The sequence below is a fragment of the Sandaracinaceae bacterium genome, assembly GCA_016706685.1.
GTDB lineage: Bacteria > Myxococcota_A > Polyangia > Polyangiales > Houyiibacteriaceae > JADJJE01.
In genome coordinates, this window is the sequence record JADJJE010000002.1 from 403,721 (window position 1) to 415,020 (window position 11,300).

Below are 11,300 nucleotides of genomic sequence, written 5' to 3' on the forward strand. Positions count from 1 at the left end.
GGAGATGAGGGCATACGCCAGGCTGTCTGCGCGGGCGCCCGTGCCGATGGGCAGGTCCAGCGAGAGGGCCACGCGGGCGCGCACCCCCGGCCCGCTGAGCACGCGCGCGCGCCCGAGCGCCAGGCGGGTGGCCAGCGCCACGAAGGTGGCCGCGTTGCCCGTGTGCAGGCGCCGGAACACCAGGCGCCCGATCTCGCGCTTGGCGTCGCTCGGGGGCAGGGCGGCCGCGAATTCGTAGAGCGAGGCCGCCGCGAAGGGGCCCGGGAGCCACTCGAGGTCGTCGAACAGGCGGTCCGCGCGGGCGCGCTCCACGCTGCGCAGCAGGTCGTCCGGGTCCAGCCCCTCGAGCGGCGCCGGGTGTTGCAGGTTGACGATGGTGGCGCCCAGCGTGGCGAGGCTCTGACGCCACAAGCCACGACGCTCCTCGGGGTCCTCCAGCCGATGGAGCTGCGTCAGGCCTTCGAGGTAGTCGCGCGTCCGCATGAGGGCGGGTCAGCCTAGCAGCGTTCCGCGCCTGCGGGACATTTTCCTGGCCCGCCGGCGGGGGGGTGCGGGACGACTCAGAGGCTGTCCACGCGGTCGTCGTCGGGCACCGCGATACCCGCCATGCCCAGCAGGCGGAGGGCGTTGCTGGTCTTCACCACGCCTTCGCGCAGGCGGTAGTCGAAGATCATCTCGTCGCCGTCCATGACGTCCGTGAAGTGCACGTTGGTCACCTCGCCGACGCGCTCGTGCTCCAGCTCCGACAGCGCGATGTCGTGCGTGGCCGCGAGCCCCAGCGCGCCCCGGTCCAGCAGGTGGGTGAGCACGGCCCGCGCGCCCAGGTGGCGGGCCCGCGCGTTGGTGCCGCGCAACAGCTCGTCCAGCAGGAAGAGCAGCGGTGGTTGGCTGTCGGCGCCGGCCACCACGCTGCGCAGCTTGGCGAGCTCGGCGTGGAAGTAGCTGGCGCCCTTCTGCAGCGAGTCGTCCACGCGCATGCTGGCGCGCAGGCGCACCACCGGCAGCGAGAGGCTCTGGGCCAGCACCGGCCCGCCCGCGAGCGCGAGCGCGGTGTTCAGGCCCACGGCGCGCAGCAGCGTGCTCTTGCCCGCCATGTTGGAGCCCGTGATGATCAGCGCGTGGCCGGGGCCCCCCAGCGTCACGTCGTTGGGCACGCGGGCGCTCGCGGGAAGCAGCGGATGGGCGAGGCCCTCGGCATGGTAGCCCTCGCTGGCCGACACGATGCGCGGGAAGCTGGCGTCGGGATCGGAGTCCAGGAACGACCCGAGCGACGACAGCGCCTCGAGCTCACCGAGGGCCGCGAACACGCGCTCGAGCTCGGTGCCCACGCTGCGGTTCCAACGCTCCAGCTGCAGGAGCACGTGCAGGTCCCACAGCGTGAACAGGTTCACGAAGAAGTGCACCGGGAACTGGTGGCGGAACTCGGCCAGGCCAGCCCAGCGGTCGAGGCGCCGCATGTACGACGATGGCGCGGTGCCTCCCGCGTGCACGTCCTGGTGCAGCTTCTGCAGGAGTGGGTCCTCGAAGCGCGCAGCCTCCACGCACGCGAGCGCGCTGGCGTAGGCCTCGATGTACCCACGCCGCGCGGCGATCAGCTCGAAGACGTCGAGCGGGTGCTTGGCGAGGCCCAGCGCCAGCAACGCTTGCAGGGCGAACGCGACCCAGAACGCGAGCGAGGGCACGAGGCCGAGCCTGCCCGCGATGTAGAGACCCAGCAGCACCAGCGGCGACAGCACGATGAGCACCACCAGCGGCGTGCCCAGCACCCGCGGCGCGCGCTTGGTGAAGGCCAGGAAGGGGGCCGCGTCGAGCTTGTCGTTGCCCGTGGCGAGCCGCCCGGCGGCCTCGAGCTCCTGGCGGAAGTCGTGCAACGCGGCCAGCTCCCGCACGGCGCCCTGGCGCGCGAGGATCTCCGCTTCGGTGGCGGGTGCACCCAGCCAGCGCGCCAGTGTCTTGGTCCCCAGGAGCGTGCGGGCGGCATCGAGCCGCTGCAGCAGGCTGGCCGGGCCCACCAGGTCGATGTCGATGGCGTAGGGGTGACCGCCAGGCAGTAGCCCGTCGTGCGCGGCCGGCAGCTGGCTGGCACGGCCCGTCATGCGCAGCACGTGGTCGTGGTGCACGGCGGCGCGCAGCTCGGCCTGGCGTTGGCGGCCCAGCAGCCGGGCGTGCACGCCCAGCAATACCGCGAAGGCCAGCGTCCCGCCGATGGCGAGGTATAGCCCGAGCGCCCCACCACCCGTGGCCGCGCTGATGCCGCCGACCACCGCCGCCAGGAAGGCCACCAGCCGCAGGAACGACACGCGGGCACTGGTCGAGCCGAGCGTGTTGGCCTCGTCGAGAAAGCGCCGCTCGGACGCGAGCGTGCGGGTCAGCGCGGGCGTCGGCGCGGTGGCTTCGGCTGCGGGGGCGGAGGCGGAGTCTGGTGGCGGAGAGGAGGGCACGGGGGGTCGTTGTAGGCCACTGGAGGGGCCGCGGCCAGAACGCAGCGCGGATCCCCACTCGGCGTGAGCGTTGTCGGCGGAAGGCGACGCTCACGTTCACGCTCGCTGCCGTTGACGTACGTCGACATTGTCGGACTCCCTCCCCCTGTCGGGGTAGGGCTGGGCGGTCCCAGCGAGTGAGGGGTTGATCATCGTCGCCGTCGCCGCCAAGGAACGTAGACGTAGACGCAGACGTGGTCGTAGCCGTACTCGTGCTCGTAGACGTGCTCGTGCTCGTGCTCGTACTCGCCAACATCGACGTCGACAGAAAGCAGCTCCCGCCGCCCCAAGCCGACTTCTGGGCGTAGGGAGGGACGAGCAGCATCGCGAGGCGGTCGAGTTGCTGGGGCGGATGGTGTCGAAGCTGTCTCGGTAGCCGGTGGGGGGTGGTGGGACACGAGCATGAGCACGAGCACGAGCATGAGCACGTCAACGAGCACGACCACGTCTAACGACTCATCACAAGTTCGTCGGGGCAGTCCGAGGCCGAGTGGATTTTGCAGGTTTCGTTCTGGGCCTTATTTCAAGGCACTTTTGGCGCCCCGGCTTGAAAAGCCGGGGCGCCCAAGTGCCTTGATACAAGCCGCTTCCGGCCCAGCGAGAGTCGGCCAGGGTCCTTGGGCCGGCTCCGGTGACCATGGGCCGAACTTGTGATGAGTCGTTAGACGACCACGTCGACGTGGACGTCCGCCAAGGACCACGCGAACGACCACGACAACGCTCACGTCAACGTGGCCGCTGTGGTGGGCTTTGGGGGGCGCTCAGCGGCCGCGCAGCAGGCGGGTCAGGTGCTCTTTTTCCCAGGCCTGCGCCCGGGCGAAGCACTCGAAGGCGCGCTCGCGGCGGCGGAACTCGGGCGTGTGGAAGCAGCGCTTTCCGTCTTTTTCCACGGCCCCGAGGTCGTGGTGCAGCAGCTCGTGGAAGACCACGGACTCCACGTAGAAGTCGGGCACCCACTCTTGGTCGAGGACCGGGTGGATGCGGATGAGGCGCTCGTCCGCCGAGTACGTGCCCAGCTGGATGCTCTTGCGGCGACGACCACGCTGCATCCCGAGCACGCGGCGGCCCCAAGTGATGCGTGCCTCGGTGAAGCCCCCGAAGTGGCGGTCCACGATGTCGCTCATCATGGCGTCGAGGTCGTGCACCTCGCCCTCCACGCGGATGCGCGTGGAGCGCCGCTTGCTGCCGCTGATGGCGTCTTGCCGGGCAGCGATGTAGGCGTCGATGCGCCCCGAGGCGGCGCGGTCGGAGCGGCCCAGGTAGGCGCCGATGGCGTTCAGCGTGACGTCGTCGGCGTCGAGGAACATGTGGTGCAGACGCACCTCGAGCTTGCCGGCCCGGCGGCGCGCCGAGAGCATGGTGCGCCGGTTGTCCGTGAAGGCCACGCGCACGGGCTCGCGCAGCTGGGTGGCGATGTGCGTGGACAGCTGGCTGGCGCGCGAGAGCGCCTGGTCCGGGCTGCGCAGCAGGAAGGGCATGGGTGCGCTCAGCACGCGTGGGGCCTCATCGACCACGGCGGGGCGCGCAGCCGCCACCGGCGCGTGCGCACGCGCGTCGGCCCGCGCGGCAGGCGCGGCGGAGGGGCCGAAGTCGAATCCCAGCTGCAGAGTCACCGGGTGGGGCTACGGGATATGCCCCCCCTGTGTCAAGAAAGTTGCCGGCGGGTGCCGGTCTCTAGAACGAAGCTCACCGTGGTGGTGGCGCTGCCCCCGATGTTGAGGGTCTGTGCACGCCGGGCACCCCGCACCTGGGTTTCCCCTGCGCGATCCGTCACTTGGCGGGCGGCGTCCAACACCATGCGCACCCCGGTGGCCCCCACGGGGTGGCCGAGCCCGACGAGCCCGCCGCCCGGATTGACCACACACTGCCCCTCGCCACTGAATTGTCCATCGGCGATCCGTCGGCCCAGCTCCTCGGGGGCACCCAGGCCCAGGTGATGCAACAACATGAGGGCGGTGATGCTGAAGCAGTCGTGCAGCTCCACCACGTCCACGGCCTGCTGCGCGTCCCACCCGGCGCGCTGCCGTGCCTGCGCCACCGCGCGGGCGACCTCCGGAAAGGGCAGGCCCGTGCTGGGCGCGCGGCCCAGCTTCTCGGCCAGCGACATGGGCGCCGTGCGGTGCCCGAAGCCACGCAGCACAGCAAAGGAGTCACGTACACCCAGCCTGGCCAAGAAGCGCTCGCTGACCAGCACGAGCGCGGCCGCGCCGTCCGTGATCTGCCCGCAGTCGAAGCGCCGCAGCGGGGCCTCCACCAGCGGGTTCAGCACGTCGTCGAGCTCGAAGCTGCCCTCGGGGAATGCCCACGCGCGCGTCTGCGCCAGCGGGTTCCGCGCCGCGTTCTCGAACATGCGCGCAGACCACGCGAGCCCCGCCTCGGGGCCCACGCCGAAGCGCTGCGCATAGAAGCGGGCCACCTCGGCGAACAGCGTGGGCCACACGAAGCGCGCGTCCTGCGCCTCGCGCCCGTGGAAGGCGGCCACGCCCAAGTGCGCCGCCGCGGTGGCTCCGTCCACGTTTCGCATCTGCTCCACACCCAGCACCAACGCCACGTCGTAGTGCCCCGCTTGCAGCTCGGCGCAGGCCGCCAAGAGGGCCACGCTGCCGGACGCGCACGCGGCCTCGTGGCGCGCGCTGGGCACGCCCACCAGGTCTTCGTGCATGGACGGGAAGAAGCCGCCCAGCTGGCCCTGGTGCGCGAACAGCTCGGCCGTGAAGTTGCCCACGTGCACGGTCTCGACGTCCGCCCACGCGAGCCCCGTGTCGGTGAGAGCGGCCGCCGTGGTGGCGCGCATCACGTCGAAGAGCGAGCTGCCTTCGCGTGCGAAGTTCCGTGCGAAGTCGGTCTGTGCGCCGCCCAGCACGAACAGCGGCGCCATCACGCGCCGGGCACCCAGCAGGCGTGGAAGCCGAGCGGCACGCGCCGCGGCAAGAGCACCCGAGCCACAGGCCCAGCCGCGACGTCGCGCGCGTTCAGCACCAGCACCTCGCTGCGGCTCGTGTTCTCGTCGTGCACGAAGCTCAGCAGGTAGCCGGCGTCCTCGTGCTCGGGCAGCCCGGCGCGCGCAGCGTCACTCGGCGCGAAGGGGCTCTCGCTGCCGTAGCGCCCCGGCCCGAACTCGTGCGTCTGGGCGTCCCCGGTCTGCGTGTCGTACTTCACGATGGCGTCGAAGCGCAGCGTGGGCCGCCCCGCCAGGCGCACGTTGTAGCTGAAGCGCGTGGGCCTCCCCAGCTGCTCCACGTTCATGGAAGGGAACTCGGTGTTGCGGTCGTCCAGCGTGCGCCCGCGGGTCTGCCCCGTGCGCAGGTCGAAGCGCCACTCGTAGAGCTCGGCCGTCATTTGCAGGTTGGCCATCATCACCGCGTAGATGCCGTCGCTCGGGTCGATGGGCGGCAGCGGGTCCAGCACGCGGCAGCCCACCAGCACCACCTCGTCGCCTTCCTCCCACGCGTTGATGGTGTGGTAGACGTAGCAGGGCTCGGTCTCGAACCAGCGCACGCTGTCGCCGCTCCCGCCCTGCGGCAGGATGCCGAAGCGCATGGGCGTCTCGGCCGGCAGCTCGAGCCCCCAGCGCCCCGCTCGGAGCGCCTTCTGACTGACGCGCAGCGGCGGGTCCATGACGATGACGTGCTTCTCGGACAGCGCCATGTCGTGCGGGAAGCGCGGCCCCTCGAGCGCGATGTCGGTGCGGTGCACGAGCTCGCCGTCTGGGCTGATGACGCCGTAGCGCATGAAGGGCGCCACTGGTCCGTAGTCGAAGAAGTGCAGCGCCCCGGTGCGCGGGTCCACCTTGGGGTGGGCCGAGAACGTGAGCGGCCCCTCGGCGCCAAAGCGCACGGGGCCCTCGGTAGCGAGCGTGTGCGGGTCCACCTGGTACGGCGCGCCGCACATGTACCAAGAGGTGAGCCCCTTGCCGCGGAACGCGAGGATGTCCGTGTTGGACGTGTCCTTGTAGGGCGCCCCCGGCGGGTTGTCGCGCGTGGGCTCCATCAGGCCCGTGAAGAGCGAGTGCCCGGCCTTGCCCTCGCGCTCGAACCACTTGGTGCGCACGTACCGGTTCTGGTAGGTGGCGCGCCCGTCCTCGAGGCGCAGCGCGTGCACCATGCCGTCGCCGTCGAACCAGTGGTGCAGGCCGCTCGAGGGGAAGCGCGGGTTGGGCCCGTTGCGCAGGTAGCTGCCGTTCAGCTCGCGCGGCAGCTCGCCGAGGATCTCGAGCTCTTCGTGCTCGCAGCGGCGCTCGTCGTCGATGGGGGCGTAACTGCCGCTCAAGTACGGGTTCGTGTCGCGCATGGTTCTGCTTGCATAGCGAAACTCACTCCGATTTGCAACAGCCTCCTGGCCTCCGTGGAGCGCTTGGGGCACGCGCCGCAGCCCAGGCGAAGCACCAGCGGGGCCCCGCATGCGTGCGTGAGCGTGAGCGAGGGCCGCCCGCGCTGCGCGTCGCCGTACGCGATCAGCGCGACCACCAGCGGATAGAGCGCGAGGCCACGCGCGCTCAGCTGATAGGCCGGCGCTTGGCCATCGTCGCTCACGTGGCGCAGCAGCCCAGACTCCACCAGGCGCCCCAGCCGCTCACTCAATATGTTGGGCGCCGCCTGCGTGGCGTGCTGCAGCCCCGTGAAGCGCCGCTCGCCCATCAACAGCGCCGCCACGGTCTTCGCCGCCCACGCGTCCTCCAGCACGTCGCGCGCGTGGCGGTACGGCTGCCGCGTGGACCGCGCACGGGTGGCCCGGGGCGTCTCACGCCCACGCTGAGCAGCCGCGAGCGGCGGCGCGTGGTCCAGGTAGCCCACCGTCACCTGTCGGGCCGAGACGAGCCGCCCGCACGCGTCGCAGTGCGCCTGGGCCAGCAGCGCGTGAGCGGGCCCGCGCGCAGGCTGATGCCAGAGGCGTGCCGTGGCACCCCCGTGCGAAACGTCGAACGCGTCGGCCAGCGCCAACACCGGCAAGAGGCTCGCGCCGCGCTCCGTGAGGGCGTACTCGAAGCGCGGCGGGCGCTCTTCGTAGGCGTGCCGCGCCACCAGCCCGTGCTCCTCGAGGTGCCGCAGCCGCGCGGCCAGCGTGCTGCGCGGCACGCCCAGCGCCTGCTCGAGCGCAGAGAAGCGCTGACGCCCACCCACCAGCGCCGTGAGCATCAGCAGCGTCCAGCCGTCGCCCAGCGTGGCGAGGGTGCTGGGCACGGAGCTCCGTGCGATTCGGTCGCGGGTGGGCATGGGAACGGGCTATGGTATCAGCCGCATGCAACCGTCACCGCAGTTCACCCCGCCCGCCAGCTCGTCTTCGGGTCAGGGCTCCGGCGTCTGGATCTTCGTGGGCTGCGGCCTGCTGCTTCTGCTCACGCTCTGCGCCGGCAGCGGCGGGCTCATCTACTACGCCATGAACCAGGGCGCAGCGGCGGGCTTCCCTGCCGGTCCCACCGGAGCCCCCACACCGACGGGTGCTCCGGGAGATCCCGCCGTGCCTGCGCCTGCGGGCACCCCGCTGCCCTCGCGAACCGTGCAGGCCACCGTCACCCAGGCCATCGGCAACTCGCCGGCGCCGGTCAACGCCACCTGCAACTTCGTGGTCACCGCCGTGGCCGATGCCGCCAACCCTGCCAGCGTCACGTGCCGCGCGCAGGTCGTGTGCGGTGGGCAGCTGCTCTACGGAGGCCCGCAGTCGGGCTACTTCCCCTGCACCGTGAGTGACCAGCCGCCGCGCATCAGTGGGCGCGACGAGAACACCACCAGCACCGACACCGACGCGGCCATGACCCTCGACACCACCACCGGCCAGCTCATGGTGCACGACGACGCCGGTGGCCCGCACGGCGCCTTCAGCGTCACGGCGCGCATCGACTCGGTGCTCTGAGCGGCCATGGCGCGTCGCAGGGGTCTACGCTCCATCTCCGTGCCCATCACCATGGGCGCCATCGCCGTGCCGCTCTCGGCGGCGCTGCTGGTGGGCTGGACGGTGCTCTTCGGGCAGAAGATCGCCTCGCAGCAAGAGATCGTGGTGGAGGTCTGGCTGCTGGTGCTGGGCGCCATCTCCTTCACCGTCATCATCGGCGTGCTGGTGCTGCTGAGCTACTTCCTGGCCCGCGAGATCCTCGAGGTGCGCCGCCAGAACAGCTTCATCGACAGCGTCACGCACGAGCTCAAGTCGCCGCTCGCGTCCATGCGCATGTGCCTCGACACGCTGGCCCGGCCCGAGCTGCCCGAGAACCAGGTGGAGCGCCTGCTGGACATGATGCGCAGTGATGTGGACCGCCTGAACGACTTCATCGACGACGTGCTGCAGTCGAGCCGCCTCTCGCACGACGGAGACACCTTCCTCAACCTGGGCGACTTCTCGCTGGCCGAGCTGGTGGCCGAGGTGACCGACGCCACGCGCAAGCGTCATGGGCTGCCGGCCGAGGCCATCGTGGTGGACGTGCCCGAGAGCCTTCGCCTGATCACCGACCGTCCGGCGCTGCTGCTGGTGGTGAAGAACCTGATCGACAACGCGGTGAAGTACAGCAACGAGCCCACCCGCGTGGACGTCACGGCCAAGCTGGACCCGCGCAACGACCGGCCGCTCTGCCTGACCGTGAGCGACAACGGCATCGGCATCCCGCGCCGCGAGCTGAACCGCGTCTTCCACCGCTTCTACCGCGTGGACCACGAGAAGGTGCGCACCCGCAAGGGCACCGGCCTCGGGCTCTTCGTGGTGTCGCAGCTGGTGCGCAACCTGGGCGGCACCATCCGAGCGGAGTCCGACGGCGTGGGGCATGGCTCCCGCTTCGTGCTGCGGCTGCCGGTCACCCCGGCGCGGCCGAGCTGACGTCGTTCAGGGCTCCGGGACGAACTTGTAGCCGGCCCCGCGGATGGACAGGAAGTGCACCGGGTTCTTCCCGTCGGCTTCGAACCGCCTCCGCAGGCGCGAGATGAAGTTGTCGATGGTGCGGGTGTTGTTGTAGTTGCGCAGCTTCCAGACGTTCTCGAGCAGCTCGTCGCGCGAGAGCACGCGGCCGGGGTTGTCCGAGAAGTAGCGCAGCAGGTCCAGCTCCAGCTGGGTTAACTTGACTGACTCGTCACCAATCGTGACCTCGTGGGTGTCGAAGTCCACGCGCACACCGCCGAACAGGAGGGTGGCGGTGTCCAGGGGCCGCAGACCGCGGTCGGTCTCCCACTTGCGGCGGCGCAGCAGCGAGCGCACGCGGGCCAGCAGCTCGGCCAGCTCGAAGGGCTTGACCATGTAGTCGTCGGCCCCCGCCTCGAGCCCGCGCACCCGGTCGTCGGGTGACGAGCGCGCCGTGAGCATGATCACCGGAACGAAGTTTCCCGCATCCCGCAAGCGCTGACAGAGCTCGAAGCCGTTCACGTCGGGCAGCATGACGTCCAGCACGATGGCGTCGTAGCGGTCCACGCGGATGAGCTTCTCGGCCGCCTGCTTGGCGTTGGCGGCCACGTCCACGTTGTACCCGTCCAGCTCCAGGTTGAGCTTCAGGCCGGCCGCCAGGTGCGCCTCGTCTTCGACAACGAGCAGGCGCTTCGGGGGTTCGGCATCGCTCATCGGGCGAGCATAGCAGCTCGCCATGACACAACTATGACAAAGCGGGGCTCTGTTGTGATGGAAGTGCAGGCGGGCACCACCTAGGGTGCGCCCATGGCCTCCACTCCTGTCGCTGATGCTCCGAAGAAGAAGCTGAACCTCTCGCTCACCGAGGTGGTCCCCTTTGCCCTCTGCCACGTCGTCATCCTGGGCGCGTTCTACACGGGCGTCACCTGGCAGGCCTGGGCGCTGTGCTTCGGGCTGCTCTTCGTGCGCATGTGGGGCGTGACCGCCGGCTACCACCGCTACTTCTCGCACCGCACCTACAAGACCAGCCGGGTCTTCCAGTTCCTGCTGGCCTTCCTGGCCCAGACCACGGCGCAGAAGGGCGTGCTCTGGTGGGCCTCGCACCACCGCAACCACCACAAGCACAGCGACCAGGTGGGTGACACGCACTCGCCCGTGCTCGAGGGCTTCTGGTACTCGCACATGGGCTGGCTCTTCGACAACACCGCCGAGACCGACTTCTCGCGCATCCAGGACTTCGCCAAGTACCCGGAGCTCATGTGGCTCAACAAGTACTTCCTGGTGCCGCCCACCCTGCTGGCCATCGGCTGCTCCCTCATCGCGGGCTGGCCGGGCCTGATCATCGGCTTCTTCCTCAGCACCGTGCTGTGCTGGCACATCACCTTCCTGGTGAACTCGCTGGCCCACGTGTCCGGCAAGCGCCGCTTCGAGACCACCGACCAGAGCCGCAACAACTGGTTCATCGCCATGCTCACCCTGGGCGAGGGCTGGCACAACAACCACCACCACTACCAGAGCTCCACCCGTCAGGGGTTCTACTGGTGGGAGATCGACATGACCTACTACGGGCTCAAGGCGCTCTCCGCCATGGGCATCGTGTGGGACCTGCGCGAGCCCCCGGCCCGCGTGCTGGAAGAGGGCCGCGCCATGGACGTGGCCCGCAAGGCCGCCAAGAAGGCCGGCGTGCTGGGCCTGCCGGTGGCGGTGGCCGTGGACCACAGCGCCGAGCTGGATCCGGTCAGCGCGGAGTGACGGTTGCTGTGAGGGGGGCGTTGGATGCCAGCCGAGAAGTCCTGAATTAGGGCACCTGGGCTGCCATGGTTCAAGAATGGGCCATGATTCAAGGCACAATGGGCACCCCGGGTTGAAACAGGGGTCGCCTGTTTGCTCCCAGCTAGTCCTCGCCGGAGGGGAGGACTTCTCCACGAAGCGCGGCGAAGGAACCTGCCCCGGGTTTCAACCCGGGGAATTGCATCCACCCAGTCCTCCCCGCAGGGGAGG

The 11,300-nt window shown here is 70.3% G+C and carries 9 protein-coding genes; 3 read left to right on the forward strand and 6 right to left on the reverse strand.

What is annotated here, in order from left to right; all coding sequences use genetic code 11:
- Positions 1–560 precede the first annotated feature (560 nt).
- The 5 genes from IPI43_05325 to IPI43_05345 form a co-directional block, all read right to left on the reverse strand.
- Positions 561–2,441: a DNA mismatch repair protein MutS gene (locus tag IPI43_05325; GenBank protein MBK7773544.1), complete on the reverse strand. Its 1,881-nt coding sequence runs from the start codon at positions 2,439–2,441 to the stop codon at positions 561–563.
- A gap of 800 nt (positions 2,442–3,241) precedes the next feature.
- Entirely contained in the window at positions 3,242–4,093 is an 852-nt protein-coding gene (locus IPI43_05330; protein ID MBK7773545.1) for a hypothetical protein, read from the reverse strand.
- A gap of 32 nt (positions 4,094–4,125) precedes the next feature.
- Positions 4,126–5,358, reverse strand: coding sequence for a thiolase domain-containing protein (locus tag IPI43_05335; protein MBK7773546.1), 1,233 nt, complete (start codon positions 5,356–5,358; stop codon positions 4,126–4,128).
- Complete coding sequence (locus tag IPI43_05340; protein MBK7773547.1) at positions 5,358–6,770, reverse strand: carotenoid oxygenase family protein; 1,413 nt, start codon at positions 6,768–6,770, stop codon at positions 5,358–5,360. Before IPI43_05340 ends, IPI43_05335 begins: the two co-directional genes overlap by 1 nt.
- On the reverse strand, positions 6,746–7,693 hold the full coding sequence (locus IPI43_05345; protein ID MBK7773548.1) for a helix-turn-helix transcriptional regulator: 948 nt from the start codon (positions 7,691–7,693) through the stop codon (positions 6,746–6,748). The genes IPI43_05340 and IPI43_05345 overlap by 25 nt, the downstream gene beginning before the upstream one ends.
- 25 nt (positions 7,694–7,718) lie before the next feature.
- Between IPI43_05345 and IPI43_05350 the strand changes: the two genes are divergently transcribed.
- Both IPI43_05350 and IPI43_05355 read left to right on the forward strand, forming a co-directional pair.
- Positions 7,719–8,330: a hypothetical protein gene (locus IPI43_05350; protein ID MBK7773549.1), complete on the forward strand. Its 612-nt coding sequence runs from the start codon at positions 7,719–7,721 to the stop codon at positions 8,328–8,330.
- Between the two features lie 39 nt (positions 8,331–8,369).
- Positions 8,370–9,281 carry a HAMP domain-containing histidine kinase gene (locus IPI43_05355; GenBank protein MBK7773550.1) on the forward strand — a complete coding sequence of 304 codons (912 nt, stop codon included), beginning with the start codon at positions 8,370–8,372 and terminating at the stop codon, positions 9,279–9,281.
- A gap of 6 nt (positions 9,282–9,287) precedes the next feature.
- Here the strand turns inward: IPI43_05355 and IPI43_05360 are convergent, their stop codons facing one another.
- Entirely contained in the window at positions 9,288–10,013 is a 726-nt protein-coding gene (locus tag IPI43_05360; protein ID MBK7773551.1) for a response regulator transcription factor, read from the reverse strand.
- A 93-nt stretch (positions 10,014–10,106) separates the two neighbouring features.
- Here IPI43_05360 and IPI43_05365 point away from each other — a divergent pair, with 93 nt between their 5' ends.
- Positions 10,107–11,051, forward strand: a complete 945-nt coding sequence (locus IPI43_05365; GenBank protein ID MBK7773552.1) for an acyl-CoA desaturase — start codon at positions 10,107–10,109, stop codon at positions 11,049–11,051.
- The last annotated feature ends 249 nt before the right edge of the window (positions 11,052–11,300 follow it).

What these genes read in the sequence shown, in the direction of transcription:
- IPI43_05360 (MBK7773551.1), bottom strand. Translation starts at nt 10,013, where the DNA reads ATGAGCGATGCCGAACCCCCGAAGCGCCTGCTCGTTGTCGAAGACGAG.
- IPI43_05340 (MBK7773547.1), bottom strand. Translation starts at nt 6,770, where the DNA reads ATGCGCGACACGAACCCGTACTTGAGCGGCAGTTACGCCCCCATCGAC.
- IPI43_05335 (MBK7773546.1), bottom strand. Translation starts at nt 5,358, where the DNA reads ATGGCGCCGCTGTTCGTGCTGGGCGGCGCACAGACCGACTTCGCACGG.
- IPI43_05365 (MBK7773552.1), top strand. Translation starts at nt 10,107, where the DNA reads ATGGCCTCCACTCCTGTCGCTGATGCTCCGAAGAAGAAGCTGAACCTC.
- IPI43_05345 (MBK7773548.1), bottom strand. Translation starts at nt 7,693, where the DNA reads ATGCCCACCCGCGACCGAATCGCACGGAGCTCCGTGCCCAGCACCCTC.
- IPI43_05350 (MBK7773549.1), top strand. Translation starts at nt 7,719, where the DNA reads ATGCAACCGTCACCGCAGTTCACCCCGCCCGCCAGCTCGTCTTCGGGT.